Here is a 20325-nt window from a genome sequence, read left to right on the forward strand (position 1 = left end):
CCCTTGGGCGCGATGCCTTTCCCGTCCAGGCACGGAAGACGCATCGCGGGCATGTACCCTGAAGGGCATGAAGCCCGCTCCTACGGCGGCCGGCAAATCGCTAAACTGCACACCATGGCGCCCCACTCCCCCCCGACATCTCCGCAGCTCCACGACGGAGACCAGCTTGCCGCGATCGATCTGGGTTCCAACAGTTTCCACATGATCGTGGCCCGCTACACCCTGGGCCAGCTGCGCGTGGTCGACCGCCTGCGCGAAACCGTGCGCATGGCCGACGGCCTGGATGGCAAGGGCGGCCTGTCCGGCGCCGCGCGCCAGCGCGCGCTGGACTGCCTGGCCCGCTTCGGCCAGCGCATCCGCGACGTGCCCGCCGTGCGCGTGCGCGCCCTGGCCACCAACACCGTGCGCCAGCTCAAGGACCCGCAGGCATTCCTGGTGCCGGCCGAAGCCGCACTGGACAAGCCGATCGAAGTGGTGTCGGGCCGCGAGGAAGCGCGCCTGATCTACCTGGGCGTGGCGCACGCGCAGCCGCCCAAGCCGGGACAACGGCGGCTGGTGATCGACATCGGCGGCGGCTCCACCGAGTTCATCATCGGCCGCGGGCTGGAAACCCTGGAACGCGAAAGCCTGCAGGCCGGCTGCATCGCCAGTACGCGCCGTTTCTTTCCCGGCGGCAAGCTGTCCAAGAAACGCTGGAAGGATGCGTTGACCGAGATCGGCGCCGAGTTCCAGCAGTTCGCCGGCCTGTACCGCAACCTGGGCTGGCAGGAAGCCATCGGCTCTTCGGGCACGCACAAGGCCATCGGCGAGATCTGCGCGGCGATGAAGCTGACCAAGGGCGCGATCACCGCCGAGGCGCTGCCGCAGCTGCGCGACCGCCTGCTGCAGGCGGACCGCATCGAGGACATCGACCTGCCCGGCCTGTCCAACGACCGTCGCCCGATCATCGCCGGCGGCGTGCTGGTGCTGGAAGCCGCGTTCGAGGCACTGGGCCTGCAACGACTGATGGTCAGCAAGGCGGCGATGCGCGAAGGCATCCTGTACGACATGCTGGGCCGCGGCAGCGACAACGACCCGCGCGACCTGTCCGTCGCCGCGCTGACGCAGCGCTACGGCATCGACGAGTTCCAGGCCGCGCGGGTGGAAGCCACCGCGATGCGGCTGTTCGAGCAGGTCGAGGAAAGCTGGGACCTGGACGACGACGACGCCCGCATGCTGGGCTGGGCCGCGCGCCTGCACGAGATCGGCCTGGTCATCGCGCACAGCCAGTACCATGCGCACGGCGCGTACGTGCTGGAGCATTCGGACATCTCCGGCTTCTCGCGGCAGGAGCAGCAGGTACTGGCCGCGCTGGTGCGCACGCACCGCCGCAGCATCCCCAAGAACGCCTTCGATGCCCTGCCCGACCGCCTGCTGCTGAGCGCCAAGCGCAAGGCCGCGCTGTTGCGGCTGGCCGTGCTGCTGCACCGCTCGCACGATTCCGAAACGATCCCGCGCCTGGACCTGTCCGCCAGCGACGAGCGGCTGGACCTGATCGTCGACAAGAAGTGGATCGACTCGCGCCCCCTGCTGCGCTCCGATCTCGTCGGCGAAGCCGAAGACATGCAGGGCCTGGGCATGGCGTTCAAACCCTTCGTGGCCTGAGCGCCCGGCCGGGCGTGGCCGGTCGGCAGGCGGCACGCTCTGGCATGATGCGCTTTAGCCCACACGCGCACGCTCCATGAAGACCTACCCGCTCGGCGACGCTGGCCCATCGGCCTCCCGCATCGGCTACGGCTGCATGCACCTGAGCCGCGCGTGGGACGACACCCCGCTCACCGCCGCGGAACGCCGCAACACGCAGTTGCTGGTGGAAACGGCGCTGGAGCATGGCATCACCCTGTTCGACCATGCCGACATCTATGCGCGCGGCAAATCCGAGCGTCTGTTCGGCGACGCGCTGCGGCAGTCGCCCGCGCTGCGCGACCGCATGCTGCTGCAATCCAAGTGCGGCATCCGTTTCGCCGACGATCCGCCAGGCGCGCCGCAGCGCTACGACTTCAGCCATGCGCACATCATCGGCTCGGTGGACGGCATCCTGTCCCGGCTGGGCGTGGACCACATCGACATCCTGCTGCTGCACCGCCCCGACCCACTGGTGGAACCCGCGGAAGTCGCCCGTGCCTTCGACGACCTGCACACGTCCGGCAAGGTGAGCCACTTCGGCGTCAGCAACCACACGACCGGACAGATCGCGCTGCTGCAACGCTTCGTCCGTCAGCCTCTGGTCGTCAACCAGCTGGAAGTCAGCCTGCTGCATCACCACCTGATCAGCGAGGGCGTGATCGCCAACCAGACCGGCCACGCTTATGCAGCGGCGGCCGGCACGCTGGACTTCTGCCGCCTGCACGATATCCGCGTGCAGGCGTGGTCGCCACTGGCCGGCGGCAAGTTCGCCACCACCTCGGAATTCGCCGATCCCGTGGTGCGCGGCACGGCCAAGCTGCTGCGGGAACTGGCCGGGGCCAGGGGCGTGGCGCCGGAAGCCATCCAGCTGGCCTGGCTGCTGCGCCATCCCGCCGGCATCCAGCCCATCGTCGGCACCACCGATCCCGTGCGGCTGGCGGACTGCTGTGCCGCGGATAGGGTCGAGCTGAGCCGCGAAGAGTGGTATGCATTGTTTGTGGCGGCGCGGGGCGCCAGGATGCCGTGATCGTGAGACAGGCAACAGGCATTGCCGCACCGCCGGGTTAAGCCCTTATTATCCGATCTCAGGGCGAATTCGCCGGATAACTCTAGTTAGGCGCACGCTCGCATGAACATCCAACTCGCTGTCTATTTCATTGGAGTATTTGTGCTCGGCCTGTTTTACAACCAGCTCAAGTTAGCCACTGGCGGAGGCTTTTGGTTTGTCCTTACGGCAATAGGCTACTTGCTCGTTCTGCGCCTAATTGGCTATGGCATCACTAGACTCATTCAGGCACGTGCCGCTTCTGACAAACAGTAGGCATCTCTCTTTCTGGCGTCGGGGCTCCGGTTACCCTGCGCGCCTAACAATTCATTCAAGCCGACACCGCTTCGCGAGTCGGCTTAACTCCGGCGTTAGGCTGCTATCCACCCGATCCGCAATGGAAACATTTATGCACTCTGACATCGCACAGCTAGAAGAACGTCTTCGTACTGCCATGTTAACGAGTGACGTCTCAGAACTTGACGCGCTCATTGACGACAGACTTTGTTTCATAGGACCAGATGGTGGTCTGTACGGCAAAGCGGATGATCTTGAATCATATCGCTCGGGTACACAGCGGATCACGCACATAGGCATTGAGGATTTGCTGATTGAGCAGCATGGGTCAACCGCTATTACGGTAGTGTTGGCCAATCTGGCTGGGACCCTGAGTGGTCAGGCCTTCGAGGGACGTTTCCGATACACGCGAACATGGGTGCGCAGCGAGCTTGATTGGAAGATTGTGTCCGGAAGTGTTTGCGGCGTAGGTGCGCCAGGCCTTTGAATACGCGGCCCAACAATTCATCCAAGCCGCCGCCGCTTCGCGGCGCAGTTTGACTCGGGCATTAGGCCCCAGTGGAGAGCATCATGAGGTATCGAATAGCCCTGCTGTTTCTGCTCTCTCTAGCGATGGTTCCAGTCGGCGCAGCCGAACCTGGCGTTGACATAGTAGCGACCGTTACTCGTTACTCAGAGTTCGAACTGACCAAAAGACAGACTACGATACTTGACGAGGCGACTAAGGTATCGGCAGCCGCTCGTGTTTTTCATGGTTTGTACGGCCGCTGGCCAAATGACGTACAAGAACTAGCGGCGCGGACTGTGGGGATTGACTTCACACTTTTCGACGGAAAGATATTGATTGACGCTGTTCCTGAAGGACTAGCAGTGACTATTTTCGACAGTATAGATGTACGTCGCCTGCTTGCCACAGCCGATTCGCCCGTTTCGTCAGAGATGAAAAAACTCGCGCAAGACCCAACCTTTCGGATTCGCGTTAGTTTGCAGTCGACGCCGCCGGGTGGGACCTAGCAATTCGTTCAAACTGACGCCGCTTCGCGGCGCGGCTGAATTCAGGCGCCAGACCGCAGCGAGAGATTTCCGAACATCTGAGTGGCCTACCCATACCAAGGTGGTGGCGAGATGAACGAGACTTCGATTAGTAGCGCTCAGCGCATGTATGCCAGACTCGCTGGCTTCGTCTATCTCTTCAACTACGCGGCCAATGTGTTCGGGGTGCTAGTCCCATCCAGGATCAAGGGCACCGGAACTTTCGCGGAAAGCGCAGAGAGAGTGCTTGCCTCCGAGCACCTCTATCGCACTGCGCTGACGAGCATGACGATCGCCTGGGCAAGCCTTGTAGTCCTGTCATTTGCGCTTTACGTCGCCCTTGAGCCGGTAAACAAGCGGCTCGCTCGACTCGCACTCTTCTTCAGGCTTGGGGAAGCGTTCGTCGGTGGCGTCACTGTCATGTGGAGCTTCGCGACGCTACGGCTATACACGATAAGCCAGGACGTTGGATCGGCCCTCCAGGACGAGCAGTTGCAGGCGCTGGCCTCGGTCACGGGCAGCGCCACCGACAGCGGCTTTTTCATTGCCTGGATGTTCTTCGGCCCTGGTTCCTTTCTCTTCTTCTATCTGTTCTACAAATCCGGATACATCCCGAGAGTTCTCGCCGCACTGGGCATGCTTGGCTCGGTCGTGATGCTTCTCGGTAATCTGGTCGCTCTGGTTTTTCCTGAGTACATCAGCATGGTCCAATACGGCTGGGCTCCCATCGGCATTGCAGAGATCACGACCGCCTTCTGGCTCATGATCGTCGGGCTCCGATCGGTCGGGGGTTCCAAGCGCAACGCGGCCTGACAATTCATCCAAGCCGAACCCGCTTCGCGGGTCGGCTTGATTCTGGCGCAAGGCGCCAATGCACGGATCAAGGATGCATGACGATGATCGAAGGCCTCGGATTCTGTGTCATCTATCGCGCCCGCGTTCATCCCGACAAGGAGGCTAAGTACGTCGCCGCCTGGTCGAGGCTGACGTCGCTTATCCGTTCCGAGCGGGGCGGTCTCGGCTCGCGACTTCATCGCGGCAACGATGGTCTCTGGTATGCCTACGCCCAGTGGGCCAGCGCCGAGGCGCGTGCCGCTGCCTTCAAGCTGCCCTCTGTCGATCCGGTGGCGCAAGCGGATGTCGCCGACTCGATCATCGAGTACTTCCCCGAGATACTTCTTGATCCGGTCGAGGATCAACTGGTGCCGGTGTCAGCCTTGGCAGGCGCCAGATGAAACCACATCGGCGCATCAAACTCAGCACCATCGGCCTGGTTCTCGGAGCCGCCGCGCTGCTTGTCGCCATCGTGCATTTCTGGATCGGCGCTTCCGCGCCTTCCGTTCCCATCGAAGACCGTATCGCGGACAAGGTCGTCGCCATCCGCGACACGACCGTCGACCGACTGCTGGGCAGGTCGGCTCCCGAACGGGTTCCCGAGCCACCCGTCGACATGGACCGCCTGGTGATCGCCGCGACGTCCGTCCTGGGCGGATTGGCGTTCGTCCTTGCCATGTTCGGCTTCGCCCGCAGGGAACCCAGGCGGGCATGCGTCGGAGCGGCGGTTCTTGGGGCCGCCGCCATCCTGTTCCCCTTCGTCATCGGCGCGATCGGCGCCGTCATCGTCATGTTGGCACTGGCGGCCCTGCTCAGTGTGTTCTTCGGCTAGCGGTACGTGGCCCCTTCAGGTCGAACCCATTTCGGGCGTAGACCCCAGTCCTGCAAACGGACCGGCGTCATCCCACGGTCACCATTCCGCAACAAGCGCTACACATCCCTGCCCCAGCATACGCAAAACGTGGAGCTGTGCATGCGCTACGCCATCGTCACCGAAACCTATCCGCCCGAGGTCAACGGCGTCGCACTGACCGTGCAGGGGCTGGAGACCGGGCTGCGCCAGCGCGGCCATGCGGTATCGGTGGTCCGTCCGCGCCAGCCCACGGATGCGATGCAGGTGGACGACACGCTGCTGGTGCGCGGCGCAAGCCTGCCGCGCTATCCCGGCCTGAAGTTCGGCCTGCCGGCCACCCGTCGCCTCATCTCGGAATGGAAGGAATCGCCGCCGGACGCGATCTACGTGGCCACGGAAGGTCCGCTGGGCTGGTCGGCATCGCGTGCGGCGCGGCGGCTGGGCATCCCGGTGGCCACCGGCTTTCACACCCGCTTCGACGAATACATGCGCGACTACGGCATGCGCTTCCTTCAACACACCGCACTGCGCTGGATGCGCCGCTTCCACAATGGCGCCGACGCCACGCTGGTGCCGACGCGCGAGCTGGCGGAATTCCTGCGGTCGCAGGGCTTCGATCACGTGGTGCGGCTGGCACGGGCGGTGGATGCCAGCCACTTCAGCCCGCTCAGGCGCGACGACGATCTCCGCGCCCAGTGGGGGGTCGGCGCCGATGGCCTGGTCGCGATCTACGTGGGCCGCATCGCCGCCGAGAAGAACCTGGAACTGGCGGTGAAGGCTTTCCGCGCGCTGAAGCAGCAGCATCCGGATGCCCGCTTCGTCTGGGTGGGCGATGGCCCGTCCCGCGCGAAGCTGGCGCAGGACAACCCGGACTTCGTTTTCTGCGGCGTCCAGCGCGGCGACGCGCTGGCGCGGCATTTCGCCAGCGGGGACCTGTTCCTGTTTCCCAGCCACAGCGAGACTTTCGGCAACGTCACCCTGGAAGCCATGGCCAGCGGCGTGCCCACGGTGGCCTTCAACTATGGTGCCGTGCGCGAACACCTTCTGGATGGCGTGCACGGGGCCGCGGTGCAGGACGATGCCGGCTTCGTCGATGCCACGCTGCGGCTGGCCGCCGATCCGGCGCGCCGCCGCGCCATGGGCCAGGCCGCCAGCGACGCGATGCGCGCCCTGCGGCCAGAGCAGGTGGCCACCGATTTCGATGCCTTGCTGACCGAACTCGCCCAGACACGGGGAAGCCATCATGCGTCCATCGCCACCGCGTAATGCCATCCAGGGCCGGGATGCCGGCTGGTGCCTGCGCGCCAACCGCTGGGGCGAATGGAGCGGCGTGCGCCGCTTCTTCGCCATCGTCAGCCGGTTGGGCGACGGGGTGTTCTGGTACGTGCTGATGGCGGCGTTGATCGTCGTCGATGGGCTGGACGGCCTGGCCGCCTCCGCGCACCTGGCCGGCACCGGCGTGGTGGCGCTGACGCTGTACAAGCTGCTGAAGCGCTGGACGCGGCGGCCGCGCCCGTTTGCGTCGGACGTGCGCATCCGCGCGTGGATCGCGCCGCTGGACGAGTTCAGCTTCCCGTCCGGCCACACGCTGCATGCGGTGGCGTTCACCATCGTGGCGCTGGCGCACTACCCGATGCTGGCGCCGCTGCTGATCCCCTTCGCCGCCTGCGTGGCGGTGTCGCGCGTGGTGCTGGGGCTGCACTACCCCAGCGACGTGCTGGCGGCCACGGCCATCGGCTCGGCACTGGCCGGGCTGTCGATCTGGATGGTGCCGGGCGTCAGCCTGCTGGATTGAGCGCACAGGGGGCAGCCGGTGCCAAACCGGGCGAACTCTGAGTTACATTTATATTCCTTCATGTTATATATTATTGACATTAGGTAAAACGACATCTACATTCCTCCCCGTCCATCCACCAACGGGGAGATCACCATGCTGCCGCGGGAACGTTTCGCCTGGATCTGGCTCGGCGCACTGGCCGTCGTGTTCGGCGCCTATTTCACCTATCTGTCGGTCAACGCCGACGCCGTCGCGGCCATGCACATGGGGCAACGGATCGGCCTGCTCGCCCTGGCCCTCGGGTCGCTGGGGGTGATCGCCGCGCTCACCGCCCTGCTCGTGCGCAATCGGGAGGAAGGCGGGGGACTCGCGCCGACCGACGAGCGCGACCGGCTGATCGCGTACCGCGCATCGTCGTTCGCGTACTACACGCTGATGGCCGGCATCATCATCGTCGGCTGCGTGATGCCCTTCACCACCAGCGGCTGGGACATCGTGCACGCCGCGCTGCTCGCCATCGCCGTCTCCGAGTCCGTCCACACCGGGCTGATCCTGCATGCCTATCGCCGGGGCCTGCGTGTCTGAGGGCCGGGTCGCCAACCAGGTCCGCACGCTGCGCTTCCTGGCCGGCGAGATGACGCAGGCCGACCTGGGCGAGCGCGTCGGCGTGACCCGGCAGACCATCGCGGCGATCGAGGCGGGCAAGTACTCGCCCACGCTGGAATGCGCCTTCCGCATCGCCGAGGTGTTCGGCAAGCCGCTGGAAGACGTGTTCCGCTGGGAGCGTTGAGCAAGAGCATCGCGGGCATGGCCCGCTCCTACAAACCATTGCGTGTCCGACACCTGTAGGAGCGCCCCATGGGCGCGATACCCTTCATTCCGCTCTTCACCTTCGCAAGAGCATCGCGGGCATGGCCCGCTCCTACGATGCGTCGAACGTCTCCACCCTCGCGTGGACGATGGCAGGCTGCAACTGACCGGGCCAGTCGCGGTCGTTCGCCACCTGGGCTTCGGCGCGGCTGCGTTCCAGCGCGTCGAGGTCGAGGTCGGCGATAGCCCACAGCTGGTCGCCCGCGGTCTGCGCGACGATGCCGTCCGCGGGCAGGCCACGATCCATCGGCGCATAGATCGCCGCCTCGCCGGTGTTGACGTCCAGCGCCGGGCTCCACGGCACTTCGCCGGCGGTCACCGACTGCGCCACGAACATGCGGTTCTCCAGCGCACGCGCCAGGCACCCTACCCGCACGCGGGTGGCGCCGGCGTCGGTATCGGTGCAACTGGGCACCAGCAGCAGGCGCGCGCCGGCTTCGGCCTGCGCGCGCACCGGCAACGGGAACTCGCTGTCGTAGCAGACCGCGATGCCCGCGCGCGCCTCCCCGGCGTCGAACACCTTCAGCGCATCGCCGCCGTCGATCACGCCGGTATCTTTCTCGAAGCCGGTCAACTGCAGCTTGTCCTGCCAGCCATGCCTGCCTTGCGGCGTGAACCAGTCGCTGCGGTTGCGGTAGCGGCCCCCGCTGTGCGCCAGCAGGAAAGTGCCGGCGACGATGTGCAATTCCAGTTCCGCCGCCAGCCGTGCGTACAGCGCCAGCCAGTCGCCGCGATACGCCTGGATGGCCGCCAGCGAGGCGTGCAGGTCGCCGCGGACGGCATCGTCGAAGGTCGCGGCCAGTTCCAGCGACAGGTATTCCGGCAGCACGGCGATGCGCGCGCCCTGCCCGGCGGCTTCTCCCAGCACGCGCGCCTGCCGCTCGGCGAAGGCGGCGAAATCGGCCGGCGCCTGGATCGGGTACTTCGCCACGGCCACTTTCATCGCACCGCCTCCAATGGCCGCAGCCAGAACGTCAAGGTGTGGTCGATCCTGCCCCGGCCGATCTCGTCCCACGCCAGCCGCATGCTCATGCCCGGTTGCCGCTGGTAGCCGCGCTTGCCCCAGAACGCATCATTGGAACGGAAGCCGGTAGGTTGGCGCGCGTCGTCGGCATCGCGGTCCACCGCGCAGAACGCCGTCCAGCGGAAGCGCCCCAGTGCGCGCGCGTGCGCCTCGCGATGATCGAAGAAGGCATGGCCGATGCCGCGTCCGCGATAGTCCGGCAACAGCACCGACTCGCCGAAGTAGAAGACCTCGTCGGGATCGATGGCCGAATCGAGGAACGGCTGGCGGAAGGCCTCGGTGTCGTCGGCCAGCGGCAGGCCCGTCGAAGCGCCCACCACCTCGCCACGGTCCACCGCCAGCACGAAGACGCTCTCGGCCGACTTCGCGTACGCGTCCAGGTAGTCGCGTTCGTAGTCGAAATCGCCTTCGTACAGATACGGCCAGTCGCGGAACACCGCCACGCGCAGGCGCGCCACGTCGTCCAGCCAGGGGGTGATCTCCGGCCCGCGGAAGAGGCCGATGGTGTGCGCGGCGGTCATGCGGCTAGTCTAGCGGCGGCGACCGTCCGCGCGCAGCCGCCACGGCCGCCGCTTCAGGGATCGGCGTGCGCCAGGTGCCGGTGCGAGCGTTCGCCTTCCAGCGCCAGCAATCGATAGTGGATGCGATCGCTTTCCGTCAACGCCATGCCGCGCGGACGCGCGGCACCGACGTCCGTGGCGAAGTCCAGCACGGCACCGACACCGGCGTAGAGATAGCGCTCGCCGTAGGCGGCCAGCAGCGCGGCGAAGGTCGGTTCGCCCGTGCAATGGCCCGGCGCGATGTACTGGATATCGTGGGACTCCAGCGCGTCCACCAGCGTGGCGATGGCGGCATCGTCGGCGTTGACGAAGTGGAATCCGCCCACGACCAGATGGATCTTCGGGTCCAGCTTCACCGCTTCGTCCACGATGTGCGCGATGCCCGGGTGCGAGCAGCCGACCACCAGCACCAGCCCCTGCGGCGTGCGGATCGCCAGCGACAGTTCGCGCAGCTCGCGCGTGCCTGGCGCATCGGATACCGCGGCGATCGTCCACACGCCCGGCGCGATTTCCGTGGTCTCGGCCAATGGCTTGAAGTTGCCGGTGGGCCACGCGCGGCCGAACTGCAGGCGCTCGGCCGGCTGGCCGTCGTAGTAACGCATGCGCGGCGGCAGCGACGCGTCCTTGCGATAGAAGCTGGACGGCAGCGAGGAGCCGTAGATGCCGAAGCCCTCCTGCGGCGCATAGATGGGCACCTGCGGATTGACCTTGAGGACTTCGACCAGGCCCGCCATGTGGTCGGCGTGGCGGTGCGACATCACCACCGCATCCAGCCGCGACAGGTCCACCCCCTTGGCCTCGACGTTGCGGGCGAACACCCCGGCATCGTTGCCGGTGTCGAACAGGATGCGCTTGCCGCCGGCCTCGACCAGCGCGGCGAAGCCCCAGTCCTTCTCCAGCGCGGGATCGTCGCCGAAGGCGTCGTACAGGACGGTGACGCGGGGCGCGGCGGGATCGGCGGCGAATGCCGGCAGGGCGCCCGCGAGCAGCAGGGCAAGGAAGACCAATCGCGTCGGCATGGACATCACGAACTCCCGGCATGGACCATCGCGAGCATAAGCGGCACCTCGATCGGCGGGGGCGGCTCATGCCCATTCGCTCATAACCAGACTTCATGTCGTCATGCCCGGCGGCGCGGGTGCCTGCGGACCGGTACGCCTTCGGCAAGGAGGCCGGTGATGCGCGGGGACATCGTCCCTGGATTCCATCGCGCGCCACCGGCCGGGGCAAGCATTCCCTGGGCCGTCACGGTGCCAGGATGCCGTCTCCCGCGAGCCCATGGTCGTTCCAGGCATAGACGGCCCGCTTCCGCGCCGGCAGCAGCGCCAGCGATGCGCGTCCGTCCCGGCTCACGGTATGGAAGCAGGCCATCCCGCCATGGCCGACCTGCCTCCACGCGCCATACAGCAGCGGCGCGATCCTCCGTCCCAGGCCTTCCCTGGCCCGGTACGCATCCTGCAGGTATGCCAGCGGATCGGCCGCAAGCGCCGCGAGGGTGGCCGCCGCCAGCCGGTACGCGATCCCGCCCTGCCGACGGCGCGCAAGCGGCAGCAGCAGGACGGCCAGCCGCGGCTCGTCCATGGCGCCGGCCAGCACGCCGCACGTCTGGATCTTCTCCGGCAGCACGCGGCACGCGCGCCGGTGCAGGGTGGCGACATCGAGCATGGCGAACCTCACCGCAGTTCCGTGCCCAGCGCATACCAGTCCACCCTGCGCGTCACCCACATGATCGCGGCCAGGATGCCGAACAGCAGCAGCGAGCCCATCAGCAACGCGTTGTCCTCCGACACAAGCAACCCGTACAGGACGCCGTACAACGCCGTCAGCATCGTCGCGAAGCCCGCCGCGCGCCGCCAACTCTTCAGCACGCCGGAAAGGTAGACGAACTGCAGGCCGATGCAGGCACCGGCCGAAACCAGATAGGCCTTCCAGAACGCGATGTGCTCGGACAGGCTGAGCAGCAGCAGGAAGAAGATCGCCAGCGCCATGCCCACCAGCAGGTATTGCAGGGGATGGATCGGCAGGCGCTTGATCAGTTCGAACAGTGCGAAGCCCACGAACGTCAGCACCACGAACAGGATGCCGTACTTGCTGGCGCGATCGGCCTGCGTGTAGATGTCGACCGGGTCCACCAGGCTGACGTCCACGCTGTCGATGGCGGCGCCGCCGTTGTTGGCGTGAGAATCGTATCCGCCCCCCTCTCGCGTATCGCGATGGGTCAGCATGCCGCTGCGCTTGGCGCCCAGTTGGCCTTGCGCGTCGCTGGCCAGCGACGAGATTTCCCAGCGCGCGCTGAAACCGCCGCCGCCGATCTCGCGTTCGTTGGGCAGGAAACGGCCGCCGAACAGCGGATGCGGCCAGGCCGAGTGCAGCGCGATCCGGTTGCTGTCGCCCACCGGCGCGATGCCCAGCGATTCGGTGCCGGCCAGGACCAGGTTCATCTCCAGCCGGCCGGTGGCCAGCACGCCTGCGGCGGCGGCCGGCAGCCTGGCGTGCATGCCGGCCAGGCGGTTGGCCATGGCGCCGGTGCCCGCTTCCAGCGACAGCGCCTGTCCGTCCATCTTCACGCTGGGCGTGCCGACCAGCCCGCGCACGTCGGCCACGCCCACCACCAGGTAAGGCTCGCCGTATTCGCGGCGCGGCGCCTCGGCCAACGGCAGCTCATCGAAATCGGCCTTCACCTGCGCATCCAGTTCGAACACGCGCACGTCGTAGAGCCCGATCCTGCGCGTGTCCGGCTTCAGCCCGCCCTCGATGCGCAGGCTCCTGGGCGCCTGGAACACATAGCCCTCGGCGACCTCGTCGCGCAGTTCGAGAACGCCCTTGTCGTTGTTCACGCTGATCCGCCGGGTTTCCTTCCACGGCACCACGCGCAACGGCCCGACCACCTGCTGCGGGCCGGCCATGCTCTGCGACACCCGCTCCACCGCCTGCGCGCGGTAGCGCTCACGGTCCTGGATGGTGCCGCGGATCATCATCAACGGAATGAGCAGCAGCAGGACCAGCCCGCCGATGGTCAGGAAACGCAACAACAAACGCAGTGATTTCATCTCGATCGCCCCGGTTGAACACGGGGTGCATCGTCGCGGTGCCGCGTGCGACCGGTAGGGAGCGAGTTTGAAGCCTGTGTGAAGTCACCGGAAATCCCGGGAGAAGCCGCTTGCACGTAGCGCCATGCCCCGTCTCCCCGCGAGCGGAGGAAGGAAAGCGCTGCGCCATGTCCGGATAGTCCCCTCTCCCCGTTCACGGGGAGAGGGTGGCGAAGCCGGGTGAGGGGCGAACGGAGACAACTTGCCACCGTGGCCGCGATCCAGCCAGAAGCGCCCTTAGTCCACCCCGCGTTGAGTACGGGCAAACTCCTCTCGCAATGCAGGAGAAAAAAGAATCAGCCCGCCGCTAGCCGATCCAGGCCACGGGCAAGGACAACACCGCTTCCGCCCCGCCTTCCGCACGGTTGCGCAGGACCACTTCGCCCCCATGCAGCCGCATGACCTCGCGCACGAACGGCAGGCCCAGTCCCGAGCTGCGCTGCCCTGTGTCGGGGCGGGCCAGCGAATAGAAACGCTCGAACACTCTCTCGCCGGCATAGTCCGGCACGCCCGGTCCTTCATCGCATACGACGATCCGGACCTGGTCGTCCGTCCATTCGACCGCCAGGTCCACCGCTCCGCCTTCCGGCGAGAACGCGATGGCGTTGTCCAATACGTTGGAAAGCGCCTGCCGCAACAGGAAGGCATCGCCTTCCACGGCCAGCGACGACGAGGGCGACGCAACCCGCAGGTGCAGCCCGCGGGAAGCCAGCTTGCCCTCCAGTCCCTGCGCCGCCTGCGCCATCAGCGCGCCCACGTCGATCCGCTCGCGTTTCTGCAGCCAGCCGTGCTGTTCCACTTCGGCCAGCGCCAGCAGCTTGTCGATGGTTTCGGTGAGCCGCTGCTCCTGCGTCTGGATGTGGCGGGCGAAGCGCTGGCGGTCGGTTTCCGGCAGCGGCTCCTGCAGCAGTTCGGCGGCGCCGCGGATGGCGGCCAGCGGGCTTTTCATCTCGTGCGTCAGCGACTGCACGTACTGCTCGACGTAGGCCTTGCCCTCCAGCTTGCGGCGCATCGCCTCCAGCGCGCGGCCCAGGTCGCCGATCTCGTCGCGGCGCGGCGGCGGCGGCGGCACCGGCTCGCCCGCGCTGACCGCCTGTGCGTAGCGGTTGAGGCGGTTGATACCGCGCATCAGCCACCAGGTGATGACCGCGCCGATCAGCGCGGACAACCCGATCAGCCATGCGCCGCGCCGCAGGATGCTGCGCTGGCTGGCGCGGATGAAGGGCTCTAGCGTGTGGTTGGGCTGGGCCACGGTCAGCACGCCGATCAGGCGGTCGCCGTCGCGGATCGGCGCGGCCACGTGCATCACCGTGCGCGTGTCGTCGCCCGGCACTTCCGGACTGGAACGCGCGCCGTATTCGCCGCGCAGCGTGCGGTAGACGTCGTTCCAGCGCGAATTGTCGCGGCCGATGTCGCGGCCCTGCGAGTCGTACACCACGATGCCCTTGGCATCGGTGACCGTCACCCGGTAGTCCAGGTGGCGCTTGGGAAAGCGCCAGACCTGCGCCCTCAGGTCGCGCCGGTCGGCTTCGGCCATGCGGCGCGCGAACTCGCCGTCGGCGATGCGCCCGGCCTTCATGTCGTCGGCCGCCATCACCGCCAGCACGTTGGCCGCATCGACCAGCGTGGACTCCATGGCCTGGCGCACGCCGGGCTTCACTTCGTGGACGAACACCCGCATCACGAAGAACGCGGCCAGCCCGACGATCAGGAAGAAGCCCAGGAACAGCCGCAGGCCCAGCCGCACGTCAGGTCTCGATGGCGTAACCCAGGCCGCGATGGGTGCGGATCGGGTCCGGATCGGCGCCGGCGGCGCGCAGCTTGCCGCGCAGCGTCTTGATGTGGGTATCGACGGTGCGGTCGGCGCTGTCGGCGTCGCTGTCCCAGCCCCGGTCCATCAACTGCGCGCGGGTCAGGATGGCGCCGGGCCGCTGCAGCAGCGCCGCCAGCAGCGCGTACTCGTAACGGGTCAGGTCCAGCGACCGGTGCCGGAAGCGGATGCGGTGGCCTTCGCCATCCACCGCGAACTCGCCGCGCACCAGCCAGCCCTGCGCATCGCCCGCCGGCGCGGCCGTGGCGGAAGCGCGACGCAACCGCGCCCGCACGCGCGCCACCAGCTCGCGCGGCGAAAACGGCTTGGCCACGTAGTCGTCCGCGCCCAGTTCCAGTCCCAGCACCCGGTCGATCTCGTCGTTGCGCGCGGTCAGGAAGATCACCGGCACGTCGCTCACCGCGCGCAGGTCGCGGCAGACGTCGAAGCCGCTGGCGTCGGGCAGCCCCACGTCCAGCACCACCACGTCCACGCCGCCGGCGCGCACGCGCGGCAGCACGTCGCGGCCCAGCAGGCAGTGTTCGGCCTCCAGGCCTTCGCTGCGCAGTGCGTACAGCACGGCATCGGCGATGGCGGGTTCGTCTTCGGCAATCAGTACGCGCGGCATGCGCGCAGGATATCGGGACGCACCGGCGCCTGACCATAGGCCGGATCATGCGCAGGCCGGCAGGACCGCGGGAATCCCGCCCGCCAGGCTGTCCACCAGGCGATCCACCGCCTGTTCCGCCTGCCGCAACGACGCCGCCAGGCGTTCGTCGGCGAACTCGTCGTACTCCGCGGCGATGCTGCCGGCGCACTCGATGCCCAGGTAGCGCATGGGCGTGATCACGCCGGACTCCACGTGATTGGCGTGCGCCAGCCGCTGACCGGCGTCGTAACCGTAGTCGCCGCGCGCACCCAGGATCACCAGTTGCTTGCCCTGCCCCGCCAGCATCGGCCAGTAAGGTTCGCCCGGCCGCGACCTGTCGAAGCCGAAGGTGCGCCCGACGCGCACCACGTTGTCGATCCAGGCCTTGAACTGGGCGGGCATGCCGAAGTTGTACATGGGAACGCCGGCCACGATCAGGTCGCTGCCGATCAATTCGTCCACCAGTTCGTCGCTCTCGCGCAGTGCTTCCCGCATCCATGGCAGGCGCCGCTCCGGTGGCGTGAAGGCGGCGTGGATCCAGCCCCCGCTGACGGGGGACGGCGGCGATGCGCCGACGTCGCGGTGGACCACCGCGTCGCCAGGACGGAGCTGGCGCCAGCGATCGACGAAGCGCGCGCTCAGGCGGCGCGTATGCGACCCGTGCGCCTGCCGGTCCGAACGTCCGGGACGGGCGCTGCCATCGATATGGAGCAACCTGACCATGATTCACCTCTCATCGGATGAAGAAAGCGGCCCATCGCCGCCATGCCTATAATTTCCTATGCTGCGCCGGCACTGAAGCGATCGTTTCTCACCCCAGACATGAATCAACCTCATCTCAACAGGCAACTCCCGCCACTGGCCGCGTTGCGCGTGTTCGAAGCCGCGGCGCGGCACCTCAACTTCAAGCGCGCCGCCGACGAACTGGCGTTGACGCCGACGGCCGTCAGCCACCAGATACGCGGGCTGGAGCAGCGGCTGGGACTTCCCCTGTTCGAGCGCCACGCGCGCGGCGTGACGCTGACCCACGCCGGGCAGACGCTCTTTCCGGCGATGCGCGACGCCTTGGACGGCGTGGCGCATGCGCTGTCCAACCTGCGGCCCGGCTCGCACCGGCGCATCGTCACGGTGTCGGTGACGCGCGCGTTCGCCGCACGCTGGCTGGTGCCCCGGTTGGGCGACTTCGCACAGGCCGTGCCCGACCTCGACCTGCATCTGCACGCGTCGGATGCGCCCGTGGAACTGCGTCCCGGCACCGTGGACCTGGCCGTCCGCTATGGCGGCGGTCGTTATCCCGGACTCCGTGCCGAGCCGTTGATGCCCGGCGAATTCCTGCCCGTGTGCAGTCCGCGCTGGCGACCCGCCGATGCGGAGGCCCTCGCCGCGATGCCGTTGTTGGCCTACGAGTGGCGACTACGCGGACCCGGCACGCCCGACTGGCCGCGCTGGTTCCGCGAAGCGGGCGTGCACCCGTCCAGCGCACCGAAAGCGACCCATTTCAGCGACGAAGCCCATGCGATCCAGGCCGCCATCGCCGGCCACGGCGTCGTGCTCGCCAGCCGCGTGCTGGTGGCCGAGGAACTGGCCAACGGCACGTTGCACACGCCGCTGGGGCCGGTGCTGCACGGGCTGGACATGCACCTGGTGTGGCGGCCGGAGCAGGACGGCGACGACGCACTGACACAATTGCGGCAATGGTTGCGCGAACAGGCCGAACACTTCCTGCGCCGGCACGCGGCATCGCCGGGAACGCGCCGTTCCCGGCGCCCGCGTAGACTGTCGCCATGAATTACCGCCACGCGTTCCATGCCGGCAACCATGCCGACGTCCTCAAGCACATCGTGCTGCTGGCCATCGTGGACGCACTGAAGCGCAAGGAGACGCCGTTCTTCGTGCTGGACACGCACGCCGGGCGCGGGCGCTATCTGCTGGGCGGCGTGGAGAGCCGCAAGACCTCCGAGGCCGAGGACGGCGTGTTCAAGCTGGCCGGCGAACCGCGCCTGCCGGAACCGGCCGAACGCTACCTGCGCGCGGTGGAAGCCAACAATCCGGTCGGCGTGCTGGTCGCCTACCCCGGGTCGCCGCTGCTGGTGGGGCAGGCGCTGCGCGAGCAGGACCGGCTGGCCGCCTGCGAACTGCAGCCGGAGGAAGCGCAGGCGTTGAAAGAACTGTTCGCCCATGACGGCCGCGTGGCCGTGCATGCGCGCGACGGCTATGCGGCGATGAAGGCGCTGCTGCCGCCACGCATCGGCGATACGCGCATCGCGCGCGGGCTGGTGCTGATCGACCCGCCCTACGAAGCGCAGGACGCCGAGTACCCGCGGATCATCGCCGCCCTGCGCGAGGCGATGGGCCGCTGGCCGGGCGCCACCTATGCGGTCTGGTACCCGATCAAGCAACGGCGCAGCCTGCTGCCGTTCTTCCGCAAGGCCGCCGCGCTGCCGGCCAAGGCGTCCTTCGTGGCCGAACTGCAGGTGCGCCCGGACGACTCGCCGCTGCGCCTCAACGGCAGCGGCATGCTGGTGCTGAACCCGCCGTGGCAGCTGGAACAGGCCATCGCCCCGGTGCTGCCGGTGCTGCAGAAGGTGCTGGGCGAGCCCGGCGCCGGCACCCGGCTGGAGTGGCTGCACGCACCGGCCTGACATCGCCGGCACGCGACACGGGCTGTGCGAGAATCGCCGCCCGTCCCTTCCCCCCGACCGACACGCTCTCCATGGCCGGATCCAGCCTGTTCGCGCTGATCGACGACATCGCCACCCTGCTGGACGACGTGTCGGTGATGACCAAGGTCGCCGCCAAGAAGACCGCCGGCGTGCTGGGCGACGATCTGGCGCTGAACGCGCAGCAGGTCACCGGGGTGAGGGCGGACCGCGAACTGCCGGTGGTCTGGGCGGTGGCGAAGGGCTCGCTGGTCAACAAGGCGCTCCTGGTGCCGGCCGCGCTGGCGATCAGCGCGCTGGAGACCTGGCTGCACGGCCAGGGCCACGACATCCCGCTGGTGACGCCGCTGATGATGCTGGGCGGCGCGTTCCTGTGCTTCGAGGGCATGGAAAAGCTGGCGCACAAGTTCCTGCACGGCAAGCAGGACAGCGAGCAGCGCCGCGAGGAACGGGTGAAGGCGGTGCGGGACGAGGCCGTGGACATGGTCGCGTTCGAGAAGGACAAGATCCGCGGCGCCATCCGCACCGACTTCATCCTGTCGGCCGAGATCATCGTCATTTCCCTGGGCACGCTGGGCGGGCGCCCCTTCCTGGAACAAGTGATGACGCTGGTGGCCATCGCGATGATCATGACCGTGGGCGTGTACGGCCTGGTGGGCGGCATCGTGAAGCTGGACGACGCCGGCCTGGCGCTGGCCGCGGACGGCCGCGCCGGCGGCTGGGCGGGCTTCAAGCGCGCACTGGGCCACGGCATCCTGCGCAGCGCGCCCTGGCTGATGAAGTTCCTGTCCGTCGCCGGCACCGCCGCCATGTTCCTGGTCGGCGGCGGCATCCTGGCGCACGGCATCCCGGCGCTGCACCATTTCATCGAACCTTATGCGGCCGGCGCGTTCGGCGGGGCGCTCGCCATGCTGTTCAACGCCGCGGTGGGCATGCTGGCGGGCATCGTCGTCGTGGCCGTGGTGACGCTGGTCCAGCGCCTGCGCGGCAAACGCCACAGCGGCTGAATCGCGGCCGCCGCCGCCCTCGCCGACCCGCCGGATTTCATGCGAGCATGACGCCATGACCGCGCCGAAACGACTCCCGCCCTGGCACGAACACTTCCGCCTGCCCAGTGGCCGCGAGCTGCTGATCCGCCCGATCCGCCCCGAGGACGCCGGCCCCATCCAGGGCGCCTTCAACCTGCTGGGCCCGGAAGAGATCCGCCAGCGCTTCCTGTACGCGCTGAAGGAACTCACCCCCGAGATGGCCCAGCGCCTGAGCCACCCGGACCCGCAGACCGAATTCGCCCTGGTCGCCGCCGAACCGCTGCCGCCCGGTGAGGCACTGGTGGGCGCGGTGGCGCGCGCCTCGATCGTGCCGCGCACGCGCGAGGCCGAATACGCCATCCTGGTCAGCCATTTCATCGCCGGGCAGGGCCTGGGCCGCCACCTGATGCGCAAGCTGGTGAAGTGGGCCCGTTCGAAGAAGCTGGACCGCCTGTACGGCGACGTGCTGGACAGCAACCAGCCCATGCTGCAACTGGCCGCCTCGCTGGGCTTCAAGCGCATGCGCGAGCACGACAGCAACGGGCTGGTGCGCGTGGTGCTGGACCTCAACGACGGCCCCTGAGCCCTCGCGCCGACCGGTGGTCGGCCCCTGCGTGGCGGATTCGGCGTATTCCCTGGCACCGGATGCGGTCCGGACCGCATCGCCCGAGGAGGACGCTCATGCCCCGTTACCTGATCGAACGCGAGATCGAAGGCGCCGGCCTGATGACGCCGGCCGAGCTGAAGGCCGTCTCGCGGAAATCCTGCAGCGTGCTGGACGAACTGGGCCCGCAGGTGCAGTGGGAACACAGCTACGTCACCGGCGACAAGGTGTACTGCGTCTACCGCGCCCCCAACGAGGACATGGTCCGCGAGCACGCGCGGCGGGGCGGCTTCCCGGCCAACCGCGTCTCGGCCGTCGCCACGATCATCGACCCGCTGACCGCCGAATAGCCGGGCGTTCGCGCCGTCACGGCTCGAGGGCGATGGCGCGGTAAACTGTGCGTCCTTTGCGCTGGACACCCTGTGTCCGGCGCTGCCGTTGTTTTGTGCGCCCATGACCGACAAGAAAAGCAAGCCTGCACCACCCGTCCCTTCCGCCGTCCCGCCGCTGCCGCGCAGCGGGCAATCG

The 20325-nt window shown here is 67.7% G+C and carries 25 protein-coding genes; 17 read left to right on the forward strand and 8 right to left on the reverse strand.

Annotated features, from left to right (window positions below; all coding sequences use genetic code 11):
- Window positions 1-114 precede the first annotated feature (114 nt).
- From ppx to AAD027_RS11510, 12 genes are all read left to right on the forward strand, one after another.
- Window positions 115-1644, forward strand: a complete 1530-nt coding sequence (gene ppx / locus AAD027_RS11460; RefSeq protein WP_341726150.1) for an exopolyphosphatase — start codon at window positions 115-117, stop codon at window positions 1642-1644.
- 76 nt (window positions 1645-1720) lie between these two features.
- The gene (locus AAD027_RS11465; RefSeq protein WP_341726151.1) at window positions 1721-2692 is read left to right on the forward strand and encodes an aldo/keto reductase; all 972 of its coding nucleotides are present in this window, start codon (window positions 1721-1723) and stop codon (window positions 2690-2692) included.
- 102 nt (window positions 2693-2794) lie between these two features.
- Window positions 2795-2986, forward strand: a complete 192-nt coding sequence (locus AAD027_RS11470; RefSeq protein ID WP_341726152.1) for a hypothetical protein — start codon at window positions 2795-2797, stop codon at window positions 2984-2986.
- Window positions 2987-3119: 133 nt separating this feature from the next.
- Window positions 3120-3494 carry a nuclear transport factor 2 family protein gene (locus AAD027_RS19055; RefSeq protein WP_425605441.1) on the forward strand — a complete coding sequence of 125 codons (375 nt, stop codon included), beginning with the start codon at window positions 3120-3122 and terminating at the stop codon, window positions 3492-3494.
- An 83-nt stretch (window positions 3495-3577) separates the two neighbouring features.
- On the forward strand, window positions 3578-4021 hold the full coding sequence (locus AAD027_RS11475) for a hypothetical protein (RefSeq protein WP_341726153.1): 444 nt from the start codon (window positions 3578-3580) through the stop codon (window positions 4019-4021).
- A gap of 111 nt (window positions 4022-4132) precedes the next feature.
- Window positions 4133-4852, forward strand: a complete 720-nt coding sequence (locus AAD027_RS11480) for a DUF4386 domain-containing protein (RefSeq protein WP_341726154.1) — start codon at window positions 4133-4135, stop codon at window positions 4850-4852.
- A 77-nt stretch (window positions 4853-4929) separates the two neighbouring features.
- Window positions 4930-5274, forward strand: a complete 345-nt coding sequence (locus AAD027_RS11485; protein WP_341726155.1) for an antibiotic biosynthesis monooxygenase family protein — start codon at window positions 4930-4932, stop codon at window positions 5272-5274.
- A gap of 71 nt (window positions 5275-5345) precedes the next feature.
- Window positions 5346-5705: a hypothetical protein gene (locus AAD027_RS11490; protein ID WP_341726156.1), complete on the forward strand. Its 360-nt coding sequence runs from the start codon at window positions 5346-5348 to the stop codon at window positions 5703-5705.
- Between the two features lie 141 nt (window positions 5706-5846).
- Window positions 5847-6992: a glycosyltransferase family 4 protein gene (locus tag AAD027_RS11495; RefSeq protein ID WP_341726157.1), complete on the forward strand. Its 1146-nt coding sequence runs from the start codon at window positions 5847-5849 to the stop codon at window positions 6990-6992.
- The gene (locus AAD027_RS11500; protein WP_341726158.1) at window positions 6970-7521 is read left to right on the forward strand and encodes a phosphatase PAP2 family protein; all 552 of its coding nucleotides are present in this window, start codon (window positions 6970-6972) and stop codon (window positions 7519-7521) included. The genes AAD027_RS11495 and AAD027_RS11500 overlap by 23 nt, the downstream gene beginning before the upstream one ends.
- A gap of 135 nt (window positions 7522-7656) precedes the next feature.
- Window positions 7657-8088: a hypothetical protein gene (locus AAD027_RS11505; RefSeq protein ID WP_341726159.1), complete on the forward strand. Its 432-nt coding sequence runs from the start codon at window positions 7657-7659 to the stop codon at window positions 8086-8088.
- Window positions 8081-8293, forward strand: a complete 213-nt coding sequence (locus tag AAD027_RS11510; protein ID WP_425605442.1) for a helix-turn-helix transcriptional regulator — start codon at window positions 8081-8083, stop codon at window positions 8291-8293. The genes AAD027_RS11505 and AAD027_RS11510 overlap by 8 nt, the downstream gene beginning before the upstream one ends.
- Before the next feature lie 132 nt (window positions 8294-8425).
- Here the strand turns inward: AAD027_RS11510 and AAD027_RS11515 are convergent, their stop codons facing one another.
- The 8 genes from AAD027_RS11515 to AAD027_RS11550 all read right to left on the reverse strand — a co-directional run bounded on the left by AAD027_RS11515 (window position 8426) and on the right by AAD027_RS11550 (window position 16228).
- Window positions 8426-9316 (reverse strand): carbon-nitrogen hydrolase family protein, encoded by an 891-nt coding sequence (locus AAD027_RS11515; RefSeq protein ID WP_341726161.1) that lies wholly within the window; start codon window positions 9314-9316, stop codon window positions 8426-8428.
- Window positions 9313-9918 carry a GNAT family N-acetyltransferase gene (locus tag AAD027_RS11520; protein WP_341726162.1) on the reverse strand — a complete coding sequence of 202 codons (606 nt, stop codon included), beginning with the start codon at window positions 9916-9918 and terminating at the stop codon, window positions 9313-9315. Before AAD027_RS11520 ends, AAD027_RS11515 begins: the two co-directional genes overlap by 4 nt.
- 53 nt (window positions 9919-9971) lie before the next feature.
- On the reverse strand, window positions 9972-10982 hold the full coding sequence (locus AAD027_RS11525) for an MBL fold metallo-hydrolase (protein ID WP_341726163.1): 1011 nt from the start codon (window positions 10980-10982) through the stop codon (window positions 9972-9974).
- A 220-nt stretch (window positions 10983-11202) separates the two neighbouring features.
- On the reverse strand, window positions 11203-11622 hold the full coding sequence (locus tag AAD027_RS11530; RefSeq protein WP_341726164.1) for a hypothetical protein: 420 nt from the start codon (window positions 11620-11622) through the stop codon (window positions 11203-11205).
- An 8-nt stretch (window positions 11623-11630) separates the two neighbouring features.
- The gene (gene creD / locus AAD027_RS11535; protein WP_341726165.1) at window positions 11631-13007 is read right to left on the reverse strand and encodes a cell envelope integrity protein CreD; all 1377 of its coding nucleotides are present in this window, start codon (window positions 13005-13007) and stop codon (window positions 11631-11633) included.
- Between the two features lie 346 nt (window positions 13008-13353).
- Entirely contained in the window at window positions 13354-14793 is a 1440-nt protein-coding gene (creC, locus tag AAD027_RS11540; protein ID WP_341726166.1) for a two-component system sensor histidine kinase CreC, read from the reverse strand.
- Window position 14794: 1 nt separating this feature from the next.
- A complete protein-coding gene (gene creB / locus AAD027_RS11545) occupies window positions 14795-15484 on the reverse strand; it encodes a two-component system response regulator CreB (protein ID WP_341726167.1) in 690 nt (229 codons plus the stop codon).
- Between the two features lie 45 nt (window positions 15485-15529).
- Window positions 15530-16228 (reverse strand): FMN-dependent NADH-azoreductase, encoded by a 699-nt coding sequence (locus AAD027_RS11550; protein WP_341726168.1) that lies wholly within the window; start codon window positions 16226-16228, stop codon window positions 15530-15532.
- A gap of 99 nt (window positions 16229-16327) precedes the next feature.
- On the opposite strand from AAD027_RS11550, the gene gcvA reads away from it, so the two are divergent.
- The 5 genes from gcvA (at window position 16328) to AAD027_RS11575 (ending at window position 20147) form a co-directional block, all read left to right on the forward strand.
- Complete coding sequence (gene gcvA / locus AAD027_RS11555) at window positions 16328-17293, forward strand: transcriptional regulator GcvA (RefSeq protein ID WP_341726169.1); 966 nt, start codon at window positions 16328-16330, stop codon at window positions 17291-17293.
- Window positions 17290-18147, forward strand: coding sequence for a 23S rRNA (adenine(2030)-N(6))-methyltransferase RlmJ (locus tag AAD027_RS11560; protein WP_341726170.1), 858 nt, complete (start codon window positions 17290-17292; stop codon window positions 18145-18147). Before gcvA ends, AAD027_RS11560 begins: the two co-directional genes overlap by 4 nt.
- A gap of 71 nt (window positions 18148-18218) precedes the next feature.
- Window positions 18219-19172: a DUF808 domain-containing protein gene (locus AAD027_RS11565; protein ID WP_341726171.1), complete on the forward strand. Its 954-nt coding sequence runs from the start codon at window positions 18219-18221 to the stop codon at window positions 19170-19172.
- 55 nt (window positions 19173-19227) lie between these two features.
- Window positions 19228-19776: a GNAT family N-acetyltransferase gene (locus AAD027_RS11570; RefSeq protein WP_341726172.1), complete on the forward strand. Its 549-nt coding sequence runs from the start codon at window positions 19228-19230 to the stop codon at window positions 19774-19776.
- 98 nt (window positions 19777-19874) lie between these two features.
- Window positions 19875-20147, forward strand: a complete 273-nt coding sequence (locus AAD027_RS11575; protein WP_341726173.1) for a DUF4242 domain-containing protein — start codon at window positions 19875-19877, stop codon at window positions 20145-20147.
- Window positions 20148-20325 lie beyond the last annotated feature (178 nt).

Source organism: Pseudoxanthomonas putridarboris (assembly GCF_038321125.1).
In the GTDB taxonomy this organism is placed as follows: domain Bacteria; phylum Pseudomonadota; class Gammaproteobacteria; order Xanthomonadales; family Xanthomonadaceae; genus Pseudoxanthomonas_A; species Pseudoxanthomonas_A putridarboris.

What these genes read in the sequence shown, in the direction of transcription:
- AAD027_RS11505 (WP_341726159.1), top strand. Translation starts at nt 7,657, where the DNA reads ATGCTGCCGCGGGAACGTTTCGCCTGGATCTGGCTCGGCGCACTGGCC.
- creB (WP_341726167.1), bottom strand. Translation starts at nt 15,484, where the DNA reads ATGCCGCGCGTACTGATTGCCGAAGACGAACCCGCCATCGCCGATGCC.
- AAD027_RS11465 (WP_341726151.1), top strand. Translation starts at nt 1,721, where the DNA reads ATGAAGACCTACCCGCTCGGCGACGCTGGCCCATCGGCCTCCCGCATC.
- AAD027_RS11485 (WP_341726155.1), top strand. Translation starts at nt 4,930, where the DNA reads ATGACGATGATCGAAGGCCTCGGATTCTGTGTCATCTATCGCGCCCGC.
- AAD027_RS11525 (WP_341726163.1), bottom strand. Translation starts at nt 10,982, where the DNA reads ATGTCCATGCCGACGCGATTGGTCTTCCTTGCCCTGCTGCTCGCGGGC.
- AAD027_RS11515 (WP_341726161.1), bottom strand. Translation starts at nt 9,316, where the DNA reads ATGAAAGTGGCCGTGGCGAAGTACCCGATCCAGGCGCCGGCCGATTTC.
- ppx (WP_341726150.1), top strand. Translation starts at nt 115, where the DNA reads ATGGCGCCCCACTCCCCCCCGACATCTCCGCAGCTCCACGACGGAGAC.
- AAD027_RS11560 (WP_341726170.1), top strand. Translation starts at nt 17,290, where the DNA reads ATGAATTACCGCCACGCGTTCCATGCCGGCAACCATGCCGACGTCCTC.
- AAD027_RS11570 (WP_341726172.1), top strand. Translation starts at nt 19,228, where the DNA reads ATGACCGCGCCGAAACGACTCCCGCCCTGGCACGAACACTTCCGCCTG.
- AAD027_RS11550 (WP_341726168.1), bottom strand. Translation starts at nt 16,228, where the DNA reads ATGGTCAGGTTGCTCCATATCGATGGCAGCGCCCGTCCCGGACGTTCG.
- creD (WP_341726165.1), bottom strand. Translation starts at nt 13,007, where the DNA reads ATGAAATCACTGCGTTTGTTGTTGCGTTTCCTGACCATCGGCGGGCTG.
- AAD027_RS19055 (WP_425605441.1), top strand. Translation starts at nt 3,120, where the DNA reads ATGCACTCTGACATCGCACAGCTAGAAGAACGTCTTCGTACTGCCATG.
- AAD027_RS11575 (WP_341726173.1), top strand. Translation starts at nt 19,875, where the DNA reads ATGCCCCGTTACCTGATCGAACGCGAGATCGAAGGCGCCGGCCTGATG.
- AAD027_RS11475 (WP_341726153.1), top strand. Translation starts at nt 3,578, where the DNA reads ATGAGGTATCGAATAGCCCTGCTGTTTCTGCTCTCTCTAGCGATGGTT.
- gcvA (WP_341726169.1), top strand. Translation starts at nt 16,328, where the DNA reads ATGAATCAACCTCATCTCAACAGGCAACTCCCGCCACTGGCCGCGTTG.
- AAD027_RS11480 (WP_341726154.1), top strand. Translation starts at nt 4,133, where the DNA reads ATGAACGAGACTTCGATTAGTAGCGCTCAGCGCATGTATGCCAGACTC.
- AAD027_RS11495 (WP_341726157.1), top strand. Translation starts at nt 5,847, where the DNA reads ATGCGCTACGCCATCGTCACCGAAACCTATCCGCCCGAGGTCAACGGC.
- AAD027_RS11500 (WP_341726158.1), top strand. Translation starts at nt 6,970, where the DNA reads ATGCGTCCATCGCCACCGCGTAATGCCATCCAGGGCCGGGATGCCGGC.
- AAD027_RS11520 (WP_341726162.1), bottom strand. Translation starts at nt 9,918, where the DNA reads ATGACCGCCGCGCACACCATCGGCCTCTTCCGCGGGCCGGAGATCACC.
- AAD027_RS11470 (WP_341726152.1), top strand. Translation starts at nt 2,795, where the DNA reads ATGAACATCCAACTCGCTGTCTATTTCATTGGAGTATTTGTGCTCGGC.
- AAD027_RS11565 (WP_341726171.1), top strand. Translation starts at nt 18,219, where the DNA reads ATGGCCGGATCCAGCCTGTTCGCGCTGATCGACGACATCGCCACCCTG.
- AAD027_RS11530 (WP_341726164.1), bottom strand. Translation starts at nt 11,622, where the DNA reads ATGCTCGATGTCGCCACCCTGCACCGGCGCGCGTGCCGCGTGCTGCCG.